We start from the raw sequence: 24767 nt of genomic DNA, 5'->3' as shown, positions 1-24767 counted from the left end.
GGTTAAAACAGATGAATAAAGTAGTAGCAACTGCTGAGCTGGCGTTGGCCGATGTGGTGGCCGATCATCAAACGCTCGCGGTAGGTGGTTTTGGCCTCTGTGGCATTCCTGAAGCCTTAATTGAAGCGCTAAAAAATACCGGAGTGACTGGACTGACCTGTATTTCCAACAATGCTGGGGTCGATGATTTTGGTTTGGGTAAATTGCTACAGACCAAACAGATTAAAAAGATGATCTCTTCCTATGTTGGTGAAAACAAGGAATTTGAGCGCCAGTATTTAAGCGGTGAACTGGAAGTGGAACTAACCCCTCAGGGCACACTGGCAGAAAAATTACGTGCTGGCGGCGCGGGGATTCCGGCATTTTATACACAAACCGGGGTCGGCACGCTGATTGCCGAAGGCAAAGAAGTTCGTGAATTTGAAGGAAAATCCTATATTCTGGAACACGCCTTAACTGCCGATGTTGCATTAATTAAAGCTTACAAGGCAGATAAAGCCGGAAATTTAATATTCCGCAAAACTGCCCGTAACTTTAATCCTGAATGTGCCATGGCCGGCAAATTTACCATTGCGGAAGTCGAGCAGATTGTGGAAATCGGCGAGCTAGACCCGGACGAGATCCATCTGCCTGGAATTTATATCAACCGTGTGGTACTGAACAGCACACCCGAAAAACGGATTGAACAGATGACCTTAAAGGCGGAGGCTTAAACCATGGCATGGACGCGAAATGAAATGGCCCAGCGTGCTGCGCTTGAGCTGCAAGATGGCTTTTATGTTAATTTAGGGATTGGCCTGCCCACCCTGGTTGCTAACTATATTCCAGAACATATCAACGTCTGGCTACAGTCTGAAAATGGCCTGCTGGGCATTGGTGAGTTTCCGACTCAGGACACGGTTGATCCCGATCTAATTAATGCCGGGAAACAGACTGTAACCGCACAAGCGGGTGCATCATTTTTCTCGAGCGCAGAGTCCTTCGCTATGATTCGTGGGGGGCATGTCAATATTGCCATTTTAGGTGCCATGGAGGTGTCGGAACGTGGCGATCTGGCTAACTGGATGATTCCAGGTAAAAAAGTCAAAGGCATGGGCGGCGCCATGGATCTGGTGGTTGGGGTACAGAAAGTCGTAGTGCTCATGGAACACTGTGCCAAAGATGGCAGCCCAAAACTACTTTCCGAATGTAACTTGCCCCTGACCGGTCAAGGCGTCGTCAACCGGATTATTAGTGACCTAGGTGTAATCGATGTGACTGAACAGGGCTTAAAGCTCGTAGCACTGGCCAAAGATGTGACTGTTGCGCAGATTCAGTCCGCTACAGGTGCAAAGCTAATCACAACGGGGCTAGATGCAGCTTAAATTCCACCGATCAGGAGCAGCCAAATAGCTGCTTCTGTTTTTAACCCACTAATCACCTGATTTTTTAAGAGCACGCGAGTCTCTAAAATTTTGAATTAAATCTCAAAAATTATAGTTTCACATAAATAAGCCTCAAATTTTTAACTACCAAAATCGATCAAATTTCAATCAATTAAAAACATTCAAACAAGAGATTGATTCTAAATTTTATTCTTTAATTTTCAATCACTAACAATCCAAAAACCCACACCAATTAGAACAAATACTCTATTCAGCGTGTTTTTTATACTGAATAGTTTTTTCTAGAGCATTTACTCTTATTTTAATTGTGATATTTTTGTCACATGGAGTAACAAATGGTCTCGGTGAATACAAGCCGAAATCATCTTAGATGAAAGCTTAAAGCATCAACAAAAACTGTCATAAAAGACTTTATAGCCCAAGGGAAATGTATAATGAAATTAAAAGCACTAAGCACAGCAATGATTTTAGCAACTGTACCAATGACAGGTGCTTTTGCTGCAGCTCTAGATCGTTCTGGTCAATCTATGGCTGCATTCTTACAACCGGGTAACTATTTTGAAGCAGGAATTTCTGTATTAGATCCAAGTGTTTCTGGTAAGGAAGCAGGTGAAACCCCTACTCGCCGTAATATTGGTGATATGGCTGGCGATTATTACTTCCCTAGTGCAGCCTTAAAGCTTCAACCAACAAAAAACTTCTCATTTGGTATTTTATACGATCAACCATACGGTGCTGATGCTGCTTATACTGGTAACAATGTTTTCGTTTCAGATACGACCAATACAATTCTAGCGCCTGAAGCTTTGGCTGAGATTCGTCAAAACACTATCACTTCAACATTTGAAGGATTAACTGCAGAGGAAAGAGTTGGTGCTGCCCTGGAAGCCCAAGGTGTAGACTTAACAACTGCTGCTGGACAACTTCAATACCAAGGTACTTTAGCGGCATACAACACTGTAGATGCAGTTAAGCAACAAATCGACGCTGGCGTTCTTGCTGGTGTTACAGCTCGTGTAGATGCAGGATTGGCCGATGTCAATGATTTACTGGGTGTAGGCAATACTCAAGTTGAAGTTGATACTCAAAATCTATCGTTTGTAATGGGTTATCAACCGACTGAGAACTGGAATATTTATGGTGGTGCTGTTTATCAAACTATTAAAGGTAATGTATCTTTACGTGGTCAGGCATACAGCCTATACAATGGCTATGATGCCTCCATTCCAGAAGACAGCGCTGTAGGTTGGTTAGCAGGTATTGCTTATCAAATTCCTGAAATTGCATTAAAAGCATCCCTAACGTATCGCTCAGAGATTGATCACGACGTTAATGTGCGCGAAACATTACCAACTCTTGAAGCATTAGCATTACTGCCGAATGGTGCGGCAGCAGCAGGTGCTATCGCAACTTCAGAAGGTAAAACTACAATTACCACACCACAGTCTGTAAATTTAGATTTCCAAACTGGAATCATGGCAAATACTGTGGCATTTGCAAACTTACGTTGGGTAGAGTGGTCTAAGTTCTCTATCCGTCCACATAAATTTGGTCTTGTAAGTGAGGCTGTAGGTCCTCTAGTTCAACGTCCTAATGGCTTTAATCTAGTTGAATATGAAGATGACCAAATTTCTGCAACTGTAGGTGTTGGTCGCAAACTAAGTGAGCAATGGGCGGGTAACGTTTCTGTAGGTTGGGATTCAGGTGCAGGTAACCCTGTATCAACACTTGGCCCAACAGAAGGTTATTGGAATGTCGGTTTAGGTGTTCAATATTCACCTGCACCAAACTACTTCATTGCTGGGGGCGTTAAATATTTCATGTTAGGTGATGCTAAAGCACAGACCGGTGCTCAAGCAGGCGGCAATGAGTATGTAGCAGAGTTCGAAGATAACGATGCTTGGGCGTATGGCCTCAAAATCGGTTACCGCTTCTAATTCCAATATTTTTCAAAAGAGCCACCCTTCGAGGTGGCTTTTTTTGCACTTAAAACTCCTCTTTTTTATACAAGTGTTAACTAAATGTTCAAATTTAAAACAATTAAACACATATTTACCCAAATACCACCCTAAAAAATTATTTAATAAAATTCATTTACTTAAGACCTGAAAATAGTACTTTCACTCTAATCAACTGCTATTTATAACTTATTCAGTTCATTTATTCTGCGAAGTCGAGCATTTACTCTTTTTTTAAATATGTTACTTTTCCTGCACTTTTTGTTACATAAAGCATCAGGGAACGACCATGAAGCTCAATAAAATCTATTCGGCTATATTACTTAGTACTCTCCCACTTACACCTGCGCTTGCTGCTGGTTTAGACCGTTCAGGTCAATCAATTCAAGCATTTTTACAACCTGGAAATTATGCTGAAGCAGGTATTTCTGTTTTAGATCCGGATGTAAAAGGTTCATCGAAGATTCTCAAAGAAGACATCAGTGATATGGCTGATGACTATTACTTTGTTAATGCTGCAATTAAAGTTCAGGCAAATGATAAAATTTCATTAGGCTTAATCTATGATCAGCCTTATGGTGCAGACGCAACCTATGCTGTAAATGGACCTGTATCTACTTTCTCTCAAGCAGGCGAAGGTACATCTGTAGAAGTTGAAACTCAGAATATTACTGCGCTCATTGGTTATCAACCCAATGAAAACTGGAATTTATATGCTGGTCCAGTATGGCAAACAGTAGAGGCCGATATTTCACTAAGAGGTAATGCTTATGCTAAATCTCCTACTGAGACATTGGGTGGCTATAATATTAAAGTTGATCAAAAAGAAGCTTACGGTTGGTTAGCTGGCTTTGCTTATCAAATTCCTGAAATTGCATTAAAAGCTGCTGTGACATATCGTTCAGAAATCAAACATAATGCTAAATCACATGAAACTCATAATTTAGATCCTCGTATTAATGTAGTAAGTACAGTACAAGCGGTAACTCCACAGTCTGTCAATGTTGATTTTCAAACGGGTGTAGCACAAAACACTTTAGCTTTTGCTAATATTCGTTGGGTACATTGGGATCAATTTGTTGTACAACCTACTTTTTTAGCCAGTCAAAAACAAAATTTAATTGATTATTCTGATGATCAATTTTCTGCAAATATTGGCTTAGGTCATAAATTCTCAGATAAATGGTCAGCATCTACGACTATTGGCTGGGATTCAGGTGCAGGCAACCCTGTAACGACACTTGGTCCAACCGAAGGCTACTGGAGTTTAGGTCTCGGTGCACAGTATAGCCCTGCTGCAAACTACTTTATCCAAGCGGGTGTAAAACACCTATGGTTGGGTGATGCAGACGCTCAAACTGGCGGTAAAGTGAAAGCATCATTTGAAGACAACAATGCTTGGGCATATGGTATGAAAATCGGTTATCGCTTCTAAAACACTCTCTTGATGCAAAGCTTGTTTGGGGGCGCCTTCGGGCGCCCTTTTTTATTGTTTTAATGAATGAAAATCTCAATAAAAAAGCCGCATAATTTGCGGCTTTCCTTAGTTCAGCGGGTATCCATTAAGCTGGAATATCACGCACAGAAGCTTTACGGATCGCTTCTTTTAGCGCTTCATAGCCATGAATGGCCGGGAACTGTGGAAATTCTGCAATCACATTTTCAGGTGCATCAAACAGGAAACCGGCATCGGCTTCGCCAAGCATGGTGGTGTCATTATAAGAATCGCCTGCGGCAATCACACGGAAATTCAAACCATGTAATGCTTTTACGGCCTGACGCTTCTGGTCAGGTTGACGCAGCTTGTACGCGGTGATCATGCCATTTTCATCAGTTTCCAGTTTATGGCAGAAAATAGTTGGCCAGCCCAGTTGCTTCATTAGCGGATGGGCAAACTCGTAGAATGTATCAGATAGAATAATCAGCTGGAAATGGGTACGCAACCATTCCACAAATTCTTTAGCACCCGGAAAAGGACCCATATCGGCAATCACTTCCTGAATATCATTTAAACCCAAACCATGCTGTTTTAAGATATTCAAACGCTGTGTCATTAATACATCATAGTCAGGAATATCACGGGTTGTCGCTTCTAGCTCTTTAATCCCAGTTTTTTTTGCAAAGTTAATCCAAATTTCTGGAACCAACACACCTTCAAGATCAAGACATACAACTTCCATGAATGCTCCCCATATCTGTCATTGAAAAAAATTTGCTCTATCATAGACCAAGATCGCGCTTTTGACTTGTTCTTTTTTAAATCTATTTTTTTCATAAGCATTGATTTTTTAGTGATAAGTCGGTTTTGGCATTTCTATTAAAATACAGCCGAAATAAATTAATATAGGTTTTGTCATCTCCAAGCCTATAGCCAGGAATATTATGACTACCATTCCCACTATTGATCTCGTTGACGCGCTTGCCGCCGAATATGCAGATAAATCTCCAAGTGAAATTCTAAAACTGGCACTCAGCCAGCCAGGTGAAATTGCGATTTCCTTTTCAGGCGCTGAAGATGTGGTGCTGATTGATATGGCGGCCAATCTGGGTCTGCCTTTTCGTGTCTTTAGCCTGGATACCGGCCGTTTGCATGGCGAAACCTATCAATTTATTGAAACCGTTCGCAAGCACTATAATATTCCAATTGAAATCTGTTTCCCCGAAACTGAAGCGATTCAGCAACTGGTTAATGAAAAAGGCTTATTCAGTTTCTACGCCGATGGTCATCAGGAATGCTGCGGCATCCGTAAAGTTCAGCCGCTGCGTAAAAAGCTGGCCACGCTAGATGGCTGGATTACCGGTCAGCGTAAAGACCAGAGTCCGGGCACGCGCAATGAAATTCCAGTGGTTCAGGCTGACCCGGGTTTTTCTGGTCCTGGCAAACAGCTCATCAAGTACAATCCGCTGGCCAACTGGTCCAGCAGTGATGTCTGGAATTACATCCGTTTAATGGAAATTCCATATAATCCATTACATGAAAAAGGTTTTATTTCGATTGGCTGCGAACCATGTACCCGTGCAGTGTTACCAAACCAGCATGAACGCGAAGGCCGCTGGTGGTGGGAAGATGCAACCCATAAAGAATGTGGACTTCACGCCGGAAATCTGAAAAAATAAATGCGCTAGACCACTGCCCAGCAGTGGTTTATTTTTTTACGCAACAGAATAAACAAAGTTCCGCGTTTATATGATAAACACTATATACTAAGTCAGTTCACCTATAATTCTAAAAAGCCGTTCCAATGAGGGTCGGTCATATTGCAGTGAGGCAATTAACGCTATGCGTCCATTACATCCGATTGATTTTATCTTTCTGTCTTTAGAAAAACGCCAGCAACCAATGCATGTTGGGGGGTTATTCCTATTTCAGATTCCAGAGAACGCACCTGAAACCTTTATTCAAGATCTGGTCGAAGACATCCGTAATTCTCAATCGATGCCGATTCCACCATTTAACAATAAATTAAATGGACTATTCTGGGATGAAGATCCTGAATTTGATCTGGACCACCATTTCCGTCATATCGCCCTGCCTCATCCGGGACGAATCCGTGAATTACTGACCTATATTTCTCAAGAACACAGCGCACTGATTGACCGCGCCAAACCGCTGTGGACCTGTCATATTATTGAAGGCATTGAAGGCAACCGCTTTGCCATGTACTTCAAAATCCATCATGCCATGGTTGATGGCATTGCCGGCATGCGCTTACTGGAAAAATCGCTCTCACACGATCCAGATGCCAAAAGTATTGTACCGCCTTGGTGTGTAGAAGGCCGCCGCGCCAAACGCCTGAAAGAGCCAAAAGCCAGCCGCTTTAAAAATATTGCAGCAGGCCTGAAAAGCCAGCTGGAAGCCACACCGCGAGTCATGTACGAGTTATCACAAACCGTAATGAAAGATATGGGCCGTAATCCGGATTATGTCTCCAGCTTCCAGGCGCCAAGTTCAATTCTGAATCAGCGCGTCAGTTCTTCACGCCGCTTTGCTGCACAGTCCTATGAGTTTGCCCGTCTGCATAAAATTGCCAAGGCCCTAGGCGTGACGATTAATGACATTGTGCTGGCCATTTGTTCAGGTGCCTTACGTGAATATTTACTCAGCCAGAATGCCCTGCCAAGAAAACCACTAATTGCCATGGTACCCGCGTCAGTCCGGAGCGATGATTCCGATGTATCCAACCGGATTACCATGATTCTGGCCAACCTGGCGACGCACAAGGACAATCCGCTGGAACGTCTCAGCATTATTCGCCGCAGCGTACTAAATGCCAAAGAACGCTTTAAACGCATGAATGCCAACCAGATTCTGAACTATAGCGCCTTTGTTTATAGCGCCGCCGGCCTAAACATTGTGTCTGGTTTAATGCCAAAACGTCAGGCCTTTAACCTGGTCATTTCCAATGTGCCGGGACCGCGTGAAGCGCTGTACTGGAATGGTGCCAAACTCGAAGCGCTGTATCCGGCTTCAATTGTGCTGGATGGTCAAGCGCTGAATATCACCATGACCAGTTATCAGGACAAGCTGGAAGTCGGTTTAACGGCCTGTCGCAATGCCCTGCCAAAAATGCAGAACCTGTTACAGCATCTGGAAGATGAAATTCAGCGTTTTGAACGGATTATTGAAACGGTAGATGTGACCTTGGACGAGGTGGAACAAAAAGTCAGTTGAAAGACTCGGCCCAGGCCGGAAGAATATCGAGATTCAGACGAAAAGTATGAATCTCTTTTTTAAAATTGTAATGATAAGAGAAAAAATTAAGGGGCTTTCAAAAGGCCCCTTAACTTTTAATGGTTCGACATTGTTTTAATAATTGCTGACAGACGGTGCGAATCATGGCGGTAGTAATTTGTACTTCTTTACCTTGCTCATCTACGATATACGCCGCACTGTGTACAGTTTTTGGTTCTAAAACTTTAAGACTTTTATTAATCACGACTTCGCTCATACCCATGATAGACCTCATTTTGCTGAAACCGTAAGGGAGATTACGGCTTTGGCTTTGGTGTATGCTTAGTATTGTGAATCTACCTAAAAAAGTAAAATTTCAGATGTAACAACTGTTTAACGATATCCTGTTACAATTTCAGCTTAAAATGATATCGTATTGCTCTTGCGTGTATAAATTTTCAACCTGGAATTTTATGACACGATTCACGAAATGCTCCAGATCCGCGACAGCTGGTGCTTCTGCGGTTAACAGCCGGTCAATCACCGATGGATGGGCAACGACAGTAAAGCCACGCTGAGATTCAAAGGCACGTGCATAGCGCATAATTTCTCGAAAAATCTCGTAACACACTGACTCGGCTGTTTTCACATAACCGCGGCCCTGACAGGTTGGACAAGACTCACACAGCAAATGTTCCAGAGATTCACGGGTACGCTTACGGGTCATTTCCACCAGACCCAGTTCAGACACCTGGGTAATTTTGGTTTTGGCATGATCGCGTTCCAGCATTTTCTCGAACTGGCCCATCACTTCTTCACGATGCTGCGCTTCCTGCATGTCAATAAAATCAATGATGATAATCCCGCCCAGATTACGCAGTCGCAACTGACGTGCAATCACCTGTGTGGCTTCCATATTGGTTTTAAAGACCGTGTCTTCCAGACTACGCCCGCCGACATAAGAACCGGTATTGATATCAATGGTGGTCATGGCTTCGGTCTGATCAATCATCAGATAGCCACCCGATTTCAGCGCCACGCGGGTTTGAAGCGCCTTCTGGATATCTTCTTCGACATTGTATAAATCGAACAGCGGCCGTTCGCCCGGATAATGCAACAAGCGGTTTTGCATATTCGGCACAAACTCATCGACAAAGTCTTTCAGCTTGGCATAAATTTCACGTGAATCGACATAGATTTTGGCGGTTTCTTCATTGGCCAGATCGCGAATCACACGCTGCGGTAAAGGTAGCTCTTCAAAAATTAAAGACGGCACCGCAATAATTTTCTGTTTGCGCTGAATATGCTCCCACAGCTTGGCCAAATAGGCCATATCCTGGGCAATGGCGGCTTCTTCCACCCCTTCTGCAGCGGTACGAACAATCACCGAGCCCGGCAGTTTATGCTGTTTCTGAATCCGTTCAATCATCGAGCGTAAACGGTCACGCTCTTCATCCGATTCAATCCGCTGTGATACGCCAATATGACTGCCAAATGGCATCAAAACCAGATAACGCGAAGGAATTGACAGATCGGTCGACAGACGCGCACCTTTGGTGCCGAGCATGTCTTTCATGACCTGCACGGTAAGGATTTGCCCCGGCTGTAACAGCTCGAAGACATTTGGCGTTGGCTGGCTACGCGGCCAGACCATGTCATTGATATGTAAAAAAGCGGTACGTGACAGCCCAATATCGACGAAAGCGGCCTGCATGCCTGGCAGCACCCGTACCACTTTGCCTTTATAAATATTTCCTACTAAACCACGTTTGGCGGTACGTTCAACAAATAATTCATTGACCGTGCCGTTTTGAATTAACGCGACACGACATTCCATAGGCGTGACGTTAATCAACAACTCGTCAGACATAATACAACTCAAAGCCTTATAAAAATTCTTGTAGCAGCAGTTAATTTAGTGCCTTAACTGTCTGTAATAACTGTACGGTTTCATGCAGCGGCAATCCCACCACGTTGCTATAACTGCCTTCAATACGCGGAATATAACGTGCTGCAATGCCCTGTATGGCATAGGCTCCCGCCTTGCCCACCGGCTCTCCACTGGCCCAATAACACTCCATGTCACTCAGGCTCAGCGCTTGAAATTCAACCTGGGTACGTACCACTATACTGTATTTTTCTGCTTTTGTGCGTACGCAAACACCTGAAAATACATCATGTTTTCGACCAGAAATCTGCTGCCACATGGCAAAGGCATGCGCCTTGGATTCTGGTTTTCCTAAAATCTGCCCATCAACGCCCAAACTGGTATCAGCGGCAATCACAATCGCCTCTGGAAAACGTGCCAACACAGCATCAGCTTTGGCACAGGCCAGCCGCTCAACATACTGCTCAACTGGCTCATCTGGCAAAATAGACTCGTCGATGTCCGGGCTGTAAATCTCAAATTGCAGCCCCAACTGTTCAAGCAGCTCACGGCGTCGAGGTGAGCTGGAGGCCAGAATTATACGCTGCGCCATTTTCGTAGCAGATAATACAGCACCGGCCAGACCAGAATGCTGGACAGCACCGGTTGCCAGTGACGGGCAAATGGAAATTCAATACCAGCCATAACCTGTAACAGCCAGATCAGCGCCAGATGGACCACAATGGCAATACTGGCAATCACCCATAAATTGGCAAAAGTCATCACCCGGCGTTCACGAGTCAAGAATCGCGCCACAAAAGTAATTAATACAAAACTTAAGGCATTCATGCCCAGCGGTGCATCCAGCAGCAAATCTGCAAACAGGCCGGTGCCAAAGGCAAACCAGACGCCGCACCAGGTCGGCTGGCTCATGACCCAGAACAGCATCACCATCATCATAAATACCGGACGCCAGCCCGATAAGCCATAAGACAAAGGATAAACCAGCAGCACCGAGGCAATAATGACCGAAAAAATAATCGGGAATAAAGGATCTTTGGGTTTGCGCTGGCCCATTTTAGCGATTGGCATGTGGCTGCTCCCGTGATAAGGATTCAGAGAATAACACCACCACATGATGTCCACCGGCCAGCTGTGCAGCAGGAATCACATCAATTTGCGCAAACTCGCCCGAGTTATGCCGGCTGACCTTGGAAATAGTTCCGACCAGATAACCTGCCGGGAAATGTTCACCGAGTCCGGAGCTATAGACTTTTTCACCGACTTTGATATTGGCGCTGGTCGGCACATATTCCATTTTTAAACGACCTAAGTCACCCGTACCCGAAACAATCGCGCGCATACCGGTATGTTCCAGACGTACCGACAGCGAATGTTCTTTATCGGACAGCAGCATCACCCGGCTACTGTGCGGATAGACATCAACAATCTGGCCCATAATACCACGATCATCCAGCACGGTTTGCCCGACTTTGAGCTGACGGTTGGCGCCGCGGTTAATCACAATAATATGTCGTAGCGGATCGGCATCGGTCCCAATCACTTCGGCAATTTCCATGCGTCCGTCAATGATCAGTGGCGTATCGAGCAGGCCACGTAAACGGGTATTTTCGGCAGACAGTTCGGAGAGTTTTTGCAGGCGTACCTGTGCCTGAAGCAGCTCGGCCTGCATCGCGGTATTTTCACGACGCAGCTGGGCTTCAGATTTACTTTGTTGACTTAGCCATTCTCGCGACAACACCGGATAACTTGCCAGCGCATAAATCGGATTATATGCCGCGTACAAGAGATCCCTTGCCGGTTGAATTACATGCGGCATGCGCCAGTTAAAAAACAGCACCACCAGGCATGTAATGACCGCAATAATAAAGGAGCGAAAAGATGGCGGTTGTCTGGAAAACAGATGTGATTGCACCGCCGGGTCCTTTTGATTAGCCTACAAATAACATGTCATGGTTTGGATTATCAAAGAATTCCAGTACCTTGCCACCACCACGGGTGACACAGGTTAAAGGTTCTTCAGCCACAACCACTGGCAAGCCGGTTTCTTTGGCCAGCAGCTTGTCCAGATTACGCAGCAAGGCACCACCGCCGGTCAGGACAATACCGCGCTCGGCGATATCTGAAGATAATTCTGGTGGTGTTTGTTCCAGCGCCGATTTTACTGCGGACACAATATTTTGTAACGGGTCAGAAATCGCCTGAGTAATTTCATCAGAAGTCACGGTAATGGCACGAGGCACACCTTCGGCCAGGTTACGGCCACGCACTTCAATTTCCAGTGGTTTCGCACCCTCTTCAGGAACTGCCATGCCCACTTCTTTCTTGATGGTTTCTGCTGTGGTTTCACCAATCACACAGCCATGCGCTTTACGGACATAGTTGATGATCTGCTCATCAAACACATCACCACCAATACGCAGTGAATCTGCATAGACACAACCTTGTAGCGAAATAATCGCAATTTCAGTTGTACCACCGCCCACATCGACCACCATCGAACCACACGCCTGCTCAACCGGCATACCGGCACCAATTGCTGCAGCCATCGGCTCTTCAATTAAACGGACATCACGCGCACCGGCATTAAACACTGCCTCACGAATGGCGCGACGTTCAACCAGCGTCGATTTGCATGGCACACAGACCACCACACGCGGTGCAGGCGGAAACAGGCGCTTTTCATGCACTTTACTGATGAACTGGTTCAGCATGGTTTCAGTCACTTCAAAGTCGGCAATGACGCCGTCTTTCATTGGACGAATGGCAGAAATATTGGCAGGTGTACGACCCAGCATCTGTTTAGCATCCAGACCGACTGCGGCAACGATTTTCTGTGAACCGCTGTGACGAATTGCCACAACCGTCGGTTCATTTAATATAATGCCTCGTCCTGGCGCATAAATAAGTGTATTTGCTGTACCTAAATCAATGGCTAGATCTGGTGAAAACAAGCCAATTAGTCGTTTTAGAATCACGGAGTCGTTCTCGATTAAACTTTATGTGGACGCAAGTTGGCAACTTTAACTAAATGTGATGCTTTGGACAAGTCAATCGCTTATTATAACGCACGATATTTTGAAAATTTTTAATACTGATTAGGTGATGTTATGTCTACATCGGATGCACAGCATTCTGCAGATTTAAATGCACAAACAGTTTCAGCAATCGCCAATCTTGCTCGGTTGTCGCTCAATGATACGCAATCTGCTGAATATGCTCAAAGTCTAAATAAAATTTTAGGCATGATGGAAACCTTAAAAGGCATCAATACCGATGGCGTTGAGCCACTCAAAAGCCCATTTGACCACCCTCAACCGCTACGTGAAGATGTGGTGTCTGAAGATAACCATCGTGAGGAATATCAGGCCGTTGCACCTGCCGTGCAGGACGGTTTATATCTGGTACCACGCGTAATTGAATAATTTTTTCAGCGCTCATCTTTTTGTTGAATTCAGGTAAAGAATATTTCTCATGACAGATTTACATCGCTTATCCATTCGTGAACTGACTGAGGGTTTAGCCAATGCAAAATTCTCTGCTCGCGAATTGACCGAACATTATTTAAAACGCATCGAAAAAATTGATGCCCAGGTCAATGCCTATGTCACCGTAACTGCGGAACAGGCGCTGGCCCAAGCCGATGCTGCCGATGCGTTGCGTCAAGCTGGCGGCGCTGGTGTGCTGACCGGTGTGCCTATTGCGCATAAAGATATTTTCTGTACCCAAGGCATTAAAACCACCGCTGGTTCTAAAATGCTGGATAACTTTATCTCGCCTTACGATGCTACGGTGGTTGCCAAAGGTAAAACTGCTGGCTTAGTCACTTTAGGTAAAGTGAACATGGACGAATTCGCAATGGGTTCGACCTCGGAAAGCTCATACTTTGGCGCAACCAAAAACCCGTGGGCACTGGATCGTGTACCGGGTGGTTCTTCAGGTGGTTCGGCTGCGGTGGTCGCGGCTGATCTGGCGCCATTTGCGACCGGTACCGATACCGGTGGTTCGATTCGTCAACCTGCCTCTTTCTGTGGCTTGACCGGTCTGAAACCGACTTATGGCCGTGTATCGCGTTTCGGTATGATTGCCTATGCATCATCACTGGATCAAGGCGGTCCAATGGCACGCTCTGCGGAAGACTGTGCATATCTGATGAACGTGATGGCGGGTCATGATACCAAAGACTCAACGTCGGTCGAGAAAGATGTCGATGATTACGTGGCGAACCTGAACGGTACATCGGTAAAAGGTTTACGTATTGGTATTCCAAAACAGTACTTTAATGTTGCCGGTCTGGCCGCAGATGTAAAAGCGCGCGTTGAAGAATCGCTGAAAAAATTAGCAGAGATGGGTGCCATTCTGGTTGAGGTTGATCTCAACATGACTGAAGCCTATGTACCAACCTATTACCTGATTGCGCCAGCGGAAGCATCTTCAAACCTGTCACGTTATGACGGCGTACGTTATGGCTATCGCTGTGAAGATCCAAAAGATATTCTGGACCTGTACAAACGCTCCCGTTCAGAAGGTTTTGGTGCCGAGGTACAGCGCCGTATCCTGATTGGTACTTATGCCCTGTCTGCTGGTTATTACGATGCTTATTATGTGAAAGCACAAAAAGTACGTCGTTTAATTCAACAAGATTTCTTGAAAGCATTTGAATCTGTAGACGTCATCGCTGCGCCTTCTGCACCGACTACTGCATATCGTATCGGTGCAAACCTGTCTCCGGTGGAAATGTACTTGGGTGATATCTACACCATCGCGGTGAATCTTGCAGGTCTTCCTGCGATTAACGCGCCTGTTGGTTTTGACAAAGACAACTTACCAGTTGGCTTACAGTTGATTGGTAATTACTGGTCAGAATCTCAATTGTTGTCTGTGGTACATCAGTATCAACAAGCAACCGATTGGCATACTAAACGCGCTGCAATTGCTGAGGAGAATGCATAATGGCTAAAAACGCTGCTAAACCGAAATCTAACCTGATTGACGGTTGGGAAGTCGTTATTGGTATCGAGATTCACACTCAGCTTGCGACGAAATCTAAAATCTTCTCTGGTTCTTCTACCGAGTTTGGTAATGATCCAAACACTCAGGCGAGCCTTGTAGATTTGGCCATGCCGGGCGTATTGCCAGTGCTGAACAAGGAAGTGGTTGATCTTGCGATTCGCTTTGGTCTGGGGATCGATGCATATATCGATCAGGCTTCAGTATTTGCACGTAAAAACTACTTCTATCCGGATTCTCCAAAAGGCTACCAGATCAGCCAGATGGATAACCCGATTGTAGGCTTGGGTCATATCGACATTCAACTTGAAGATGGCACGGTAAAACGCATTGGTGTGACTCGTGCGCACCTTGAGGAAGATGCGGGTAAATCAATCCATGACCAGTTTGAAGGCATGTCAGGCATCGACTTGAACCGTGCGGGTACACCTCTTCTTGAAATCGTATCTGAACCAGATATGCGTTCGGTTGAAGAAGCCGTTGCTTACATTAAAGCGATTCATACGTTAGTACGCTGGTTAGGTATTTCTGACGGTAACATGGCAGAAGGTTCATTCCGTGCGGACTGTAACGTGTCGCTACGTCGTCCGGGTCAGCCATTCGGTACACGTTGTGAGCTTAAAAACTTGAACTCATTCCGTTTCATTGAACAGGCGATTAATGTTGAAATTGAACGTCAAATGGAAATTTTGGAATGGGATGGTACCATTGATCAGGAAACTCGTTTGTTCGACCCTGTGAAGATGGAAACCCGTTCAATGCGTTCGAAGGAAGAAGCCAACGACTACCGTTACTTCCCTGATCCAGACTTGTTGCCTGTAGTCATTCCAAACGAACAGATTGAAGCGATTAAAGCGACCATGCCTGAGCTTCCTGCGGCACGTCGTGCACGCTTTGTAGCCGACTTTGGTGTGACTGAGTACGATGCACACGTATTGACGCTTACACGTGAAATGAGCGAGTTCTACGAAGATGTCGTGAAGGCTGCTGGCGGTGCTGCACAAGGTAAGATTGCGGCAAACTGGGTGATGGGTGAGTTCTCAGGTGCTTTAAATAAAGCAGGGTTGGAGTTGGCGGATTCTCCTGTATCTGCGGAAAAACTTGGCGGTATGATCGCGCGTATTGTGGACAACACGATTAACGGTAAGATTGCGAAACAAGTCTTCGGCTTTATGTGGGAAGAAGGCAAATCTGCGGACGAAATCATTGCTGAAAAAGGCTTGAAACAGGAAACTGATATAGGCGCGATTGAAGCAATCATTAAAGACGTGCTTGCTGCGAACGAGAAGATGGTTGAAGAGTATAAATCTGGTAAAGAGAAAGCTTTCAACGGTCTTGTTGGTCAAGTGATGAAAGCTGCGAAAGGTAAAGCTAACCCTGCACAAGTAAATGAATTAATGAAGAAATTGATTGGTTGATCTGATTAATTTTGGAATAAAAAACCCGCTTTAGAGCGGGTTTTTTATACTTATAATGAAGCTCTTTTTTGTTCTGGAAATAAGGAGTTAATTTCATCAATTTCCTTTGGTTTTGTAATAGCATAATCCACTATTAAATTAATATAAGTAAAAATAGCAGGATTAATATCTTCTAAAACTTCATCACCAATAATCCCTGGATGTACATTTGCATTTCCAATCAATCTAATATTATCAGCAGCTTGTGCAACTCTTAATGGAATAATTTGTTGTTTTGCCAACTCTTCAATTGACTCTTTAATATTCTTCTTTTTAACACCTAAATGCTCGCATAATTTTTCCAAAGCCAAACGTATAAGAGCGGCACCAGAACGTGGTGACAATTCAAAAATCAAAGCTGCCTCTTTATATAATTTTTTCACTTCTTCTGGCGTATCAGGTAAATAATCTGGAATATCTTGACTATTGACTTCCTGAACTGGAAATAATCTTAATAGCTCAGTGTTATCACTAGGTCTAGGTATACCCTGTAAAGCTAACCAACCAGTAACTTCTCGATGGTTATACCAAATACTATCTTTATTACATGATGCACAATTTGCTTGATGAACCCTAGTTAGAACGTTATGTTCAGCGCCTTGGTCATCATATACAAGTAAAGATAAATTATCCCATTTCATATATGAAAATGCTCCACAATGGGGACATTTAAAACTTTTTTGATCAAGAATTGTTTTTGGTAGCTCTGGTATTTTCATGATGTTTAACTAGCTTGAATTTTTCTTTATTTAACAAGTTTACATACAAATCTGTAAGTTTTAAAACTATTATTACTTTGAAAAATTTAAAGAAATTTTTCTTTAAATAATTACCACTAAATACATAGACGCCTACTAAATATTTTCCATCGTCAAACTCAAAGACTTAGGACTTATCCCCCCTCATCCCCGCCTTCTCCCAATGGGAGAAGGAGCATCCATTACTAATTTAATACCGTTATAGGTTCTGCAATAGAAATTCCCTCACTTTTAAAAAGAGGGTTAGGGAGAAGTAAATATTTAATTTTCATATTTTTAACCATACAATCAATCCAAATACTTCACACCAAAAACAACATGACCATCAAAAAAGCATCCTCAATTGGCAAACTTGAAGACTTAGGACGTATCCAACTTTCAAAGTCATTTTTTATGCGCGATTTCCTCTATAGCGAAATCGCAAATTGGTACGTTGTACCTAACTTCCCCGACCATCCTGACATTGCCATTTGAACAGGCAAAGAACTCTGCCAACAACTGCTCGAACCACTCCAAGAAAAGTTTGGACGTATTGCGATTCGCTCCGCTTATCGCTCACCAAGCGTCAACCAACTTGGTAATGAAAAAGGACATAACTGCGCCAGTAACGAGAAAAACTTTGCCAGTCACATTTGTGACTATCCCGATGCAAAAGGTTATGGGGCAACGGCGTGTATTGTCATTCCATCATTTTTAGAGCTATATGAAAAAGATCAAGCCAATTGGCAACAACTCGCCTATTGGATTCATAATAATTTGAATTACAATCACCTACAATTTTTCCCAAAACTTTGTGCATTTAATATTGGCTGGCATGAACAACCTGCTCGAGAAATTTATAGCTATATTCAACCGAAAGGCTACTTACTGCGTGGTGAAGCAGCGCATGAAAAATTTGAAAAGTTTTATCCTAATTTATTGTAATACCCCCTCATCCCCCCTTGCGCAACAGTGTTGCTCATCCCACAAGGAGAAGGAACTTTCATTACAAATTAAATGTCATAATTAGAGTAATGAAGATTCCCTCTCTGTTAGAAGAGATAAAACTACCTCACCACACCCAACTTATTCCAAATCTCAGGTGTCAAAAACGTCGTCACCATCTTGTTTAAATCCACATAACGCAACAAACCATTCAACTGCTGCTTTACTTCAGTATTCTTTACAATTTCCTCGCCTGTAATGCGCCCCAACTGCTGAAAACTCTCGCCAACCGCTTGAATGCCATCTGCCTGAATCACGGCTTTGGTCTGTGCTGAATATTGCTCAACCAGAATTCGCTGTAACGCCTACACCACGTTTTATCTAGTAGCTACTTGCTTCCTGTATTCCATTTCAAACAAAAAACCTTTACGACTAAAGACAGCAAACCACCACTTAAAGATAACATCTGAACTGTGCTAATTTAGATCAAAATTGAACATAAATATCTACAAACAATAAAGAGGGTTTAAAGATGTCAAAACAAATTTTAATGCTCGTCGGTGACTATGCTGAAGACTATGAAACCATGGTGCCTTTTCAGTTTTTAACAGGTCTCGGTTATACCGTACACGCGGTCTGCCCCGATAAAAATGAAGGTGAAAGCATCGCTACAGCTATTCATGACTTTGAAGGCGAGCAAACCTATAGTGAAAAACGCGGTCATAACTTTGCCATCAACTACAACTTTGAAGCGGTACACACTGCGGACTATGTCGGTTTAGTCATTCCCGGTGGACGTGCGCCCGAATATTTACGCATGAATGAACGTATCCTTGAGATTGTGCGTGAGTTTGATGCTGCGAAAAAACCAATTGCAGCAGTTTGTCATGGTGCACAAATTCTTGCGGCAGCCGATGTACTCAAAGGTCGTACTTGTTCCGCTTACCCTGCCTGTGCAGCCGAGGTGAAACTTGCAGGCGGAACTTACGCAGACATTGAAGTAACCGAAGCTGTAACTGATGGACACTTGATCACAGCGCCGGCTTGGCCTGCACACCCTGCTTGGATGGCACAGTTTATTCAAGCTTTAGGGGCGACTGTGACGATTTAATTGTGTTGTTCCTCAAGTGAATCTTTTATGAGATGACCTATCAGCCTTTAGATTCAAAAATAAAAAAAGCTCCTTTGATTCAAGGAGCTTTTTTAATGGCTTTTTTTATAACATTAATGCTTTCGATTCAGTTTATAAATCGCTCTCACTATTCATAATCTTCAAAGGCCGAACTACCTCGTTACACCCAACTTATTCCACACATCTGGCGTCAAAAAGGTCATCATCAACTTGTTTAAATCCAGATAACGCAGTACACCATTCAACTGACTTTTAATTTCAGGCGTCTTTAAAAGTTCTTCCCCGGTAATTTGTCCCAGTTCCTGAAAACTACTACCGACCGCTTGGATGCCTTCAGACTGAATCACTGCTTTGGCCTGCGCGGAACATTGCTCTACCAGTATCCGTTGCAAAACGGTTGCCAGCTTTTGATCTAAAACCTGTTTTTGTTCTGGCGTCCCCTGACTCAAATGTTTTAAATCCGGATGTGCAGATAGCGCTACAAAGGTCCACTGTAATACCGCAGTTTTATCAGTTACCGTGGTCGACTTCACCAGACAGTCACTCAACTGATCAACGGCCGGACCAGCCGTACTCACTTGTGAGCAACCCAATAGCGCAAACGCCAGGCCCCATCCTCGTAGCTGCTTTAGACTCAACTGCATCATGCTATACCTCGCCAACATCGGCTCATACCAGAAATAGCCTATTTGTAGCATGCCAGCAGCAATCTCACCTGTTATGACTGTGTAACGCGTATAAAAAAAGGAGAAGTGATGTGCTTCTCCTTGTTACTTATACTGACTATTTCATTTGCCTGAGCATACGCTTGGCACCGGCATGATTATGCTGGTTGGCCAGCTCCTGCAAAATCCGTTTGGCCCGGGCTTTGGGCTGGGAAAAACGGTTACTAAAACTCGGCACAGCGCTTAAGCAACGCGCCAGCAAAATCCCCGATTCAGCATAGACATTCCGCGCATTGGTGCCCTGCAACCGGCCATAATTATAGGCCCGCTGTGCGCTGTTACAGGCATTTAACTCATTGCGGCCGCTGTTTAAATCACGGCGTGCAGCGACATAATATTTCATCTGCTGCTGTTGTGGGGTCGCAGCCACCACAGGCGCCGCTTTTACGGGTGCAGGGGTTTTCTCGGCTGGAAGTTCCGGTGTTTCTTTTGGTTCGGGCTCTTTGGCAACAGCTTTAGTGCTTTTATTATTCCGACTGGTATTCGTATTAGCCTTCTTGCTGCTGGAAGATGCCGAACGATAAAAACGCCGTGCTTCATCTTCCGTCATGACTTGAGTAAGTAAATGCACAATGCGGACTTCACCCTGGCCATCGCGTTTACGCTCGCTGACCGGCTCAATTGAAACAATCCAGTCCGGGCCATTTTTTCTGACACAGCGATAGGCACCAATGCCCTGATTAACATCACGATAAGTCGCCAACAGTTTTTTGGACCAGCTATTTTTAAGCATCGACATCGTGCTTTTATAGGCCAGTTTTAAATGCCCTTGCTGCGACTGACAATAGCTGCCCATATATTTGCGCGGAATCAGCGATTCTGCCGCCAGCTCTTTACGCTGCGGTCCCCAGTCATACACATAGGCTTTGGCTGAACCATTGGTCTGATTCAGATTTTTTTTCGCAATCAGCTCTTGTGGCGAAGCAAAGTGCTTCAAGGCATCTGGACTAAAACTCTCTACACTGACACAGCCCGAAAAGACGACACCGACCCCAGCCAACATCATGAAGGTTTTGACATTCACGTCTTTATTCTCTATTTTTCCCCACTCAAAACATAGCTCAAATAGGCGCAAATAACAAATCTATCCAATTGATTTTACTTGATATTTCTCGTTTATTTATTACTACTGCCCCGCACTATCATCTGATAAATGCAAAATATCCAGAGTTTTAACAACGAAACCTGAACGCCTTAACACTTTCATCCGATCATTAAAAAACCCGCCTTAACAGCGGGTCAGTTGGGAATGACTTAATCATCCAGGGTCGATTCAAATGCTTTTAAACGTTTATAAATCGACAGCAGTTCAATAATGGTTGGCCAGGAGGCAATTAAATACTGGAACGATTCACGTACCTTACCGAACACGTTACCAATCTGCATCATCAGGCCAAGGGTAATCGCTCCCGCAGCAATACTCGGGAACAGCACAAACAGACCGTAAATATTGTCCAGCTGCATGTACCAGATTCGTACCAGGTTGAAATAGGCATAATGGAAATACAGGCGGAAATAGTTCAGACGAACCTTGCTAAACAGCTCTTTCAAAGTCAGCGGATCGGCACGCTCGGCATGATCTTCCCCATAGACCAGTTCTTTACGATAAGCCGCTTCCACCTTCTGGTTGTTAAACTCCAGTCCTGGCAGTTTATAACCGACCACCATCAGCAGTACGGTACCAAACACCGCCCAACCAATTGCCGCCCATACCAGCGCATAAGGAATTTCCCCCAGAATTGGCAGGGTTTTCACATGGCTCGATAGCGTCACCAAAACCGGTAAAAAGGCAATCAGGGTAATGAGCGCTTCAATCAGGCTCACCCCCAGACCTTCGGTGGTACGGGCAAAGCGCATGGTATCTTCCTGAATACGCTGCGATGCCCCTTCAATATGACGTAACCGGTCCCAGTAGGCGGTGTAATAATTGTTCATTGCCGTCCGCCAGCGGAACACATAGTGGCTGACAAAGAACAGGTTAAATACCGAAACCGTCACCGCCACAATTGCCACATACAAAAAGGTCATGATCTCGGCATAGAGATTATTCACATCACCGCCGCCATTACTCAGCATTTGCTGGATCAGGTCATAAAACGGGCTGTACCAGGCGTTAATGACCACGCTCACCTGCACCCAGAACCAGATATTAAACAGAATGAAAGATGAGCCCCATACCGACCAGCGCTGCCAGGGATTATCCGATTGAATCCGCCAGAAAATTGCAAAAATAGCTGTGGTCAGAAAATACCAGAGATAGAACCAGAGAAATGCCGGTGACCAGAAACGGCTGACCCCAATCGGGAGTTCTGCTTCATGATAGCCTTCAGGCAAACCGATGATGGTGCCCCAGCCTTCTCCACCGGAATACCACAGCACCAGATTAAGAATGAACCAGAGTAACAGCGAACTAAAAAACCATTTCGGATGTGGAAAAAATGACTTAAACATGCAGTGTTCTATTTCCTTTATTCTTTTCAAGACGTTGAAAAGCCGCGTTTACAACATTGCAGCGTGCAATGCGCCACGCGATGACTTCAACATGAGCAATATACAAGATTTCCCCGACAGCGCATGTACTTTTCAGTACCGATTTTTCCGCTGACCAGTATTTAAAGCAATATAAAACCCCAATACTCCCCCTGACTATTTTTAGTAAAACAATAAAAAATCAAGAGCTTAAAATACCAATTTTTAGACTAAAAATTTAACTTTATTTTTTAAAATATCAATTACTTATTTATAATCTGACAAATAAAACCCATATTCCCGACCAGACAATGCTAAGATAAATATGTGATACATAATACATTTTTGAGGGAAATCATGATGGAAGTGAAAGCTGTTGAACTTATTCAGCCTCTGGTACTTGAGAAAGAGAACTGCCCACCTATCCATTTTGAGACAGGCACTATTTTAAAAGTTCTGATGACCACGCCAACAGCGTATCTGGTCACCGCCGACACTGAATTTAATTTCACCATTTCATTTCAAGATGAAAACAAGGTCTGGCGCAAGCTTTAGTCCTCATTCCAAGCGCGATTCTTATCTCCATTCAGGCAGCTTATCAGGCTGCCTGTTTTTTTGCAGATATAAAACCAGAGCAGCCGAATTCCAGCCAACCTTTAAGATACAGGGTGCTGGGAATGTGCCTGTAAATCGACAATCTTGCCCTCCTGATCATGATAGACCGTGACAATTTTGGCCTGACGGGATTGCGTTAACATCACCGGTTCCAGCTGAAAATGCTCGGCAAACTGGTTTAGCGGTGCCGGTTGCATGGTCTGGATGGAGTGCGCCGGAATATAGTTGGTCCACAGCCATAAACTCAAGCCACAAGCCACCAGCGCGCTAAAGCCATTTTGCAGAATACTCAGCATCAACTGGGCCACTTGCTGAATCAGTGCATCCCGTTCCAAATCCAGTAAACCCAGACTGCTTAAAACTGGCTGCCACAACAGGCCCCAGGTCAGCCATAAGCCGGCGGTACACACGTTCGAGGCATAACGCTTTTGCCACGGCAATTCATAGCGATAATCAATAATTAAAGTATTGGCTTTCACAACTTTACTCTCAACACATCACATCGCGACAGTTAGCTGTCACGTTTAATTCCACGATCGGGACTGATCCAGCGTGCACGTTTCCCTTCCCCACGCAGCAGCATTTTTGGAAACGCCACAATACTGGCCGATACGGTAATCAGCCAGAACATGAACGGATACCAGATCATCCAGAAATAGTTTTTGGCCAGATTTTTTTCATAGCGGCTGTCCATCCATTTGCTGACCATAAACTGGAACAAACAGGTCGCGCCCAGCACAATACCCACCCCTTGCGGTAAAAACGGCGATTGCAGTTCCGGCAACGGTAAAATAGGCAGGCAGAAACTTAACATCCAGAGCAGACACAGCAACAGCAGCAGATATGACCAGACCAGAGTCAGCATCATTTCCAGAATCAGCGGCCACAAATAATTCAGCTTGGGCTTAAAAATTACATCAATATTTTTATTTAACACCTGCGCCCCACCCATGGCCCAGCGCAAACGCTGTTTCCATAAGCCTTGCAGGGTTTCCGGCATCAGTACCCAGACCAGCGCATTCGGTTCAAATTCAATTTTCCAGCCGGCACGCTGCAGTTTCCAGGAAATATCAATATCTTCGGTCAGCATATCGTGCGACCAGTAACCGACCTGATGTACCGCGCTTTTACGAAAGGCGGTAATCGCCCCTGAAACAGTAAAAATACGACCATAGGTGCGCTGGGCACGTTTAATCATGCCAATAATCGAGGAGAATTCACCGACCTGGACCCGGCCCAATAAGGTCGAGCGATTGCGAATTCGCGGATTGCCCGTAACGGCGGCCACCGCCGGATCACGCTGAAAATGGCGTAACATCCAGCTGGCCGCATGTGGATCGAGCAAGGCATCGCCATCAATTCCAAGCAGATATTCAGCATCGGTGACCAGACTGCCAGCTTGCAGCCCCATGGCCTTGCCCTGATTTTCTGCCAGATGCACCACCCTTAACCGTGGATGCTGGGCCGCCAGACGGTTCAGTACCTCGCCAGTATTGTCCGAGCTGCCATCATTAATCGCAATGACTTCAAAGTTGGGGTACTTTAATGCCAGTGCCTGGGTGATGGTTTCCTCGGCATTATCGCCTTCGTTAAAACACGGAATGAGCACCGCCACCAAAGGATATTCCTGTAAAGCCGGTGGCTGGGTAAAGGCCGGATCTTTGCGTTCTTTGACATAGAAAATCAGCGCGCCCATCATCCATAAATAGGACATGAATAGCGGATAATAAAACACAAAGTTCAGCACCGATTGCCAGAGTTCTTGCAACATGGT

The 24767-nt window shown here is 44.6% G+C and carries 24 protein-coding genes and 1 pseudogene; 11 read left to right on the top strand and 14 right to left on the bottom strand.

The window, feature by feature from the left end; all coding sequences use genetic code 11:
• Positions 1 to 11 precede the first annotated feature (11 nt).
• The 4 genes from FTT64_RS07390 (at position 12) to FTT64_RS07375 (ending at position 4778) form a co-directional block, all read left to right on the top strand.
• Complete coding sequence (locus tag FTT64_RS07390) at positions 12 to 713, top strand: CoA transferase subunit A (protein ID WP_075168145.1); 702 nt, start codon at positions 12 to 14, stop codon at positions 711 to 713.
• 3 nt (positions 714 to 716) lie between these two features.
• Positions 717 to 1364 (top strand): 3-oxoacid CoA-transferase subunit B, encoded by a 648-nt coding sequence (locus FTT64_RS07385; protein ID WP_180182226.1) that lies wholly within the window; start codon positions 717 to 719, stop codon positions 1362 to 1364.
• A 455-nt stretch (positions 1365 to 1819) separates the two neighbouring features.
• Complete coding sequence (locus FTT64_RS07380) at positions 1820 to 3322, top strand: outer membrane protein transport protein (protein WP_180182225.1); 1503 nt, start codon at positions 1820 to 1822, stop codon at positions 3320 to 3322.
• A gap of 310 nt (positions 3323 to 3632) precedes the next feature.
• Positions 3633 to 4778: an OmpP1/FadL family transporter gene (locus FTT64_RS07375; RefSeq protein WP_180182224.1), complete on the top strand. Its 1146-nt coding sequence runs from the start codon at positions 3633 to 3635 to the stop codon at positions 4776 to 4778.
• Between the two features lie 127 nt (positions 4779 to 4905).
• Here the strand turns inward: FTT64_RS07375 and thrH are convergent, their stop codons facing one another.
• Positions 4906 to 5523 carry a bifunctional phosphoserine phosphatase/homoserine phosphotransferase ThrH gene (gene thrH, locus FTT64_RS07370; protein ID WP_075168141.1) on the bottom strand — a complete coding sequence of 206 codons (618 nt, stop codon included), beginning with the start codon at positions 5521 to 5523 and terminating at the stop codon, positions 4906 to 4908.
• A gap of 202 nt (positions 5524 to 5725) precedes the next feature.
• On the opposite strand from thrH, the gene FTT64_RS07365 reads away from it, so the two are divergent.
• Both FTT64_RS07365 and FTT64_RS07360 read left to right on the top strand, forming a co-directional pair.
• Positions 5726 to 6460, top strand: a complete 735-nt coding sequence (locus FTT64_RS07365) for a phosphoadenylyl-sulfate reductase (RefSeq protein ID WP_016659380.1) — start codon at positions 5726 to 5728, stop codon at positions 6458 to 6460.
• Between the two features lie 163 nt (positions 6461 to 6623).
• Positions 6624 to 8015 carry a wax ester/triacylglycerol synthase family O-acyltransferase gene (locus FTT64_RS07360; RefSeq protein ID WP_005179696.1) on the top strand — a complete coding sequence of 464 codons (1392 nt, stop codon included), beginning with the start codon at positions 6624 to 6626 and terminating at the stop codon, positions 8013 to 8015.
• Positions 8016 to 8124: 109 nt separating this feature from the next.
• Here the strand turns inward: FTT64_RS07360 and FTT64_RS07355 are convergent, their stop codons facing one another.
• The 6 genes from FTT64_RS07355 to FTT64_RS07330 all read right to left on the bottom strand — a co-directional run bounded on the left by FTT64_RS07355 (position 8125) and on the right by FTT64_RS07330 (position 12881).
• A complete protein-coding gene (locus tag FTT64_RS07355; RefSeq protein WP_005179698.1) occupies positions 8125 to 8298 on the bottom strand; it encodes a PA1571 family protein in 174 nt (57 codons plus the stop codon).
• Between the two features lie 132 nt (positions 8299 to 8430).
• Positions 8431 to 9885, bottom strand: a complete 1455-nt coding sequence (rng, locus tag FTT64_RS07350) for a ribonuclease G (RefSeq protein WP_075168139.1) — start codon at positions 9883 to 9885, stop codon at positions 8431 to 8433.
• A 40-nt stretch (positions 9886 to 9925) separates the two neighbouring features.
• The gene (locus FTT64_RS07345; protein WP_104484656.1) at positions 9926 to 10495 is read right to left on the bottom strand and encodes a Maf family nucleotide pyrophosphatase; all 570 of its coding nucleotides are present in this window, start codon (positions 10493 to 10495) and stop codon (positions 9926 to 9928) included.
• Entirely contained in the window at positions 10480 to 10974 is a 495-nt protein-coding gene (mreD, locus tag FTT64_RS07340; protein WP_016659382.1) for a rod shape-determining protein MreD, read from the bottom strand. The genes FTT64_RS07345 and mreD overlap by 16 nt, the downstream gene beginning before the upstream one ends.
• Positions 10961 to 11818: a rod shape-determining protein MreC gene (gene mreC / locus FTT64_RS07335; RefSeq protein WP_005179707.1), complete on the bottom strand. Its 858-nt coding sequence runs from the start codon at positions 11816 to 11818 to the stop codon at positions 10961 to 10963. Before mreC ends, mreD begins: the two co-directional genes overlap by 14 nt.
• Positions 11819 to 11834: 16 nt before the next feature.
• Positions 11835 to 12881, bottom strand: coding sequence for a rod shape-determining protein (locus tag FTT64_RS07330; protein ID WP_005179708.1), 1047 nt, complete (start codon positions 12879 to 12881; stop codon positions 11835 to 11837).
• 132 nt (positions 12882 to 13013) lie between these two features.
• On the opposite strand from FTT64_RS07330, the gene gatC reads away from it, so the two are divergent.
• From gatC to gatB, 3 genes are read left to right on the top strand one after another with little or no spacing between them, the layout of a single operon-like run.
• Positions 13014 to 13328 (top strand): Asp-tRNA(Asn)/Glu-tRNA(Gln) amidotransferase subunit GatC, encoded by a 315-nt coding sequence (gene gatC / locus FTT64_RS07325; protein ID WP_045796270.1) that lies wholly within the window; start codon positions 13014 to 13016, stop codon positions 13326 to 13328.
• 49 nt (positions 13329 to 13377) lie between these two features.
• Positions 13378 to 14856, top strand: a complete 1479-nt coding sequence (gene gatA / locus FTT64_RS07320; protein ID WP_180182223.1) for an Asp-tRNA(Asn)/Glu-tRNA(Gln) amidotransferase subunit GatA — start codon at positions 13378 to 13380, stop codon at positions 14854 to 14856.
• Positions 14856 to 16331, top strand: a complete 1476-nt coding sequence (gene gatB, locus FTT64_RS07315) for an Asp-tRNA(Asn)/Glu-tRNA(Gln) amidotransferase subunit GatB (protein ID WP_180182222.1) — start codon at positions 14856 to 14858, stop codon at positions 16329 to 16331. Before gatA ends, gatB begins: the two co-directional genes overlap by 1 nt.
• 50 nt (positions 16332 to 16381) lie before the next feature.
• On the opposite strand, the gene FTT64_RS07310 is transcribed toward gatB, so the two are convergent.
• Together FTT64_RS07310 and FTT64_RS07305 are read right to left on the bottom strand one after the other, a co-directional pair.
• Complete coding sequence (locus FTT64_RS07310) at positions 16382 to 17089, bottom strand: DUF4145 domain-containing protein (RefSeq protein WP_035363249.1); 708 nt, start codon at positions 17087 to 17089, stop codon at positions 16382 to 16384.
• Positions 17090 to 18174: 1085 nt separating this feature from the next.
• Positions 18175 to 18414, bottom strand: a pseudogene (locus FTT64_RS07305) (hypothetical protein); the annotation flags it as partial.
• 170 nt (positions 18415 to 18584) lie between these two features.
• Here FTT64_RS07305 and FTT64_RS07300 point away from each other — a divergent pair.
• Positions 18585 to 19163: a DJ-1/PfpI family protein gene (locus FTT64_RS07300; protein ID WP_005399998.1), complete on the top strand. Its 579-nt coding sequence runs from the start codon at positions 18585 to 18587 to the stop codon at positions 19161 to 19163.
• Positions 19164 to 19336: 173 nt separating this feature from the next.
• Here the strand turns inward: FTT64_RS07300 and FTT64_RS07295 are convergent, their stop codons facing one another.
• The 3 genes from FTT64_RS07295 to sbmA form a co-directional block, all read right to left on the bottom strand.
• A complete protein-coding gene (locus FTT64_RS07295) occupies positions 19337 to 19831 on the bottom strand; it encodes a hypothetical protein (protein WP_180182221.1) in 495 nt (164 codons plus the stop codon).
• 136 nt (positions 19832 to 19967) lie between these two features.
• Positions 19968 to 20933: a hypothetical protein gene (locus FTT64_RS07290; RefSeq protein WP_180182220.1), complete on the bottom strand. Its 966-nt coding sequence runs from the start codon at positions 20931 to 20933 to the stop codon at positions 19968 to 19970.
• Positions 20934 to 21163: 230 nt separating this feature from the next.
• On the bottom strand, positions 21164 to 22360 hold the full coding sequence (gene sbmA, locus FTT64_RS07285; RefSeq protein ID WP_180182219.1) for a peptide antibiotic transporter SbmA: 1197 nt from the start codon (positions 22358 to 22360) through the stop codon (positions 21164 to 21166).
• A gap of 375 nt (positions 22361 to 22735) precedes the next feature.
• Here sbmA and FTT64_RS07280 point away from each other — a divergent pair, with 375 nt between their 5' ends.
• Positions 22736 to 22933, top strand: a complete 198-nt coding sequence (locus FTT64_RS07280) for a hypothetical protein (protein ID WP_005179730.1) — start codon at positions 22736 to 22738, stop codon at positions 22931 to 22933.
• Positions 22934 to 23034: 101 nt separating this feature from the next.
• Here the strand turns inward: FTT64_RS07280 and pgaD are convergent, their stop codons facing one another.
• Entirely contained in the window at positions 23035 to 23472 is a 438-nt protein-coding gene (pgaD, locus tag FTT64_RS07275) for a poly-beta-1,6-N-acetyl-D-glucosamine biosynthesis protein PgaD (RefSeq protein ID WP_160241067.1), read from the bottom strand.
• A 32-nt stretch (positions 23473 to 23504) separates the two neighbouring features.
• Positions 23505 to 24764, bottom strand: a complete 1260-nt coding sequence (pgaC, locus tag FTT64_RS07270; protein ID WP_104490215.1) for a poly-beta-1,6-N-acetyl-D-glucosamine synthase — start codon at positions 24762 to 24764, stop codon at positions 23505 to 23507.
• Between the last annotated feature and the right edge of the window lie 3 nt (positions 24765 to 24767).

Source organism: Acinetobacter sp. Q186-3 (assembly GCF_013420655.1).
GTDB lineage: Bacteria > Pseudomonadota > Gammaproteobacteria > Pseudomonadales > Moraxellaceae > Acinetobacter > Acinetobacter indicus.
This window is presented reverse-complemented; position numbering and strand designations above follow the sequence as displayed.

Bases quoted from the DNA above. Each gene is read 5' to 3' on its own strand.
- pgaC (WP_104490215.1), bottom strand. From the start codon at position 24,764: ATGTTGCAAGAACTCTGGCAATCGGTGCTGAACTTTGTGTTTTATTAT.
- FTT64_RS07385 (WP_180182226.1), top strand. From the start codon at position 717: ATGGCATGGACGCGAAATGAAATGGCCCAGCGTGCTGCGCTTGAGCTG.
- thrH (WP_075168141.1), bottom strand. From the start codon at position 5,523: ATGGAAGTTGTATGTCTTGATCTTGAAGGTGTGTTGGTTCCAGAAATT.
- sbmA (WP_180182219.1), bottom strand. From the start codon at position 22,360: ATGTTTAAGTCATTTTTTCCACATCCGAAATGGTTTTTTAGTTCGCTG.
- FTT64_RS07280 (WP_005179730.1), top strand. From the start codon at position 22,736: ATGATGGAAGTGAAAGCTGTTGAACTTATTCAGCCTCTGGTACTTGAG.
- FTT64_RS07360 (WP_005179696.1), top strand. From the start codon at position 6,624: ATGCGTCCATTACATCCGATTGATTTTATCTTTCTGTCTTTAGAAAAA.
- FTT64_RS07300 (WP_005399998.1), top strand. From the start codon at position 18,585: ATGTCAAAACAAATTTTAATGCTCGTCGGTGACTATGCTGAAGACTAT.
- gatB (WP_180182222.1), top strand. From the start codon at position 14,856: ATGGCTAAAAACGCTGCTAAACCGAAATCTAACCTGATTGACGGTTGG.
- FTT64_RS07375 (WP_180182224.1), top strand. From the start codon at position 3,633: ATGAAGCTCAATAAAATCTATTCGGCTATATTACTTAGTACTCTCCCA.
- FTT64_RS07390 (WP_075168145.1), top strand. From the start codon at position 12: ATGAATAAAGTAGTAGCAACTGCTGAGCTGGCGTTGGCCGATGTGGTG.
- FTT64_RS07345 (WP_104484656.1), bottom strand. From the start codon at position 10,495: ATGGCGCAGCGTATAATTCTGGCCTCCAGCTCACCTCGACGCCGTGAG.
- rng (WP_075168139.1), bottom strand. From the start codon at position 9,885: ATGTCTGACGAGTTGTTGATTAACGTCACGCCTATGGAATGTCGTGTC.
- mreD (WP_016659382.1), bottom strand. From the start codon at position 10,974: ATGCCAATCGCTAAAATGGGCCAGCGCAAACCCAAAGATCCTTTATTC.
- gatC (WP_045796270.1), top strand. From the start codon at position 13,014: ATGTCTACATCGGATGCACAGCATTCTGCAGATTTAAATGCACAAACA.
- FTT64_RS07380 (WP_180182225.1), top strand. From the start codon at position 1,820: ATGAAATTAAAAGCACTAAGCACAGCAATGATTTTAGCAACTGTACCA.
- gatA (WP_180182223.1), top strand. From the start codon at position 13,378: ATGACAGATTTACATCGCTTATCCATTCGTGAACTGACTGAGGGTTTA.
- FTT64_RS07355 (WP_005179698.1), bottom strand. From the start codon at position 8,298: ATGGGTATGAGCGAAGTCGTGATTAATAAAAGTCTTAAAGTTTTAGAA.
- FTT64_RS07365 (WP_016659380.1), top strand. From the start codon at position 5,726: ATGACTACCATTCCCACTATTGATCTCGTTGACGCGCTTGCCGCCGAA.
- FTT64_RS07310 (WP_035363249.1), bottom strand. From the start codon at position 17,089: ATGAAAATACCAGAGCTACCAAAAACAATTCTTGATCAAAAAAGTTTT.
- FTT64_RS07295 (WP_180182221.1), bottom strand. From the start codon at position 19,831: ATGATGCAGTTGAGTCTAAAGCAGCTACGAGGATGGGGCCTGGCGTTT.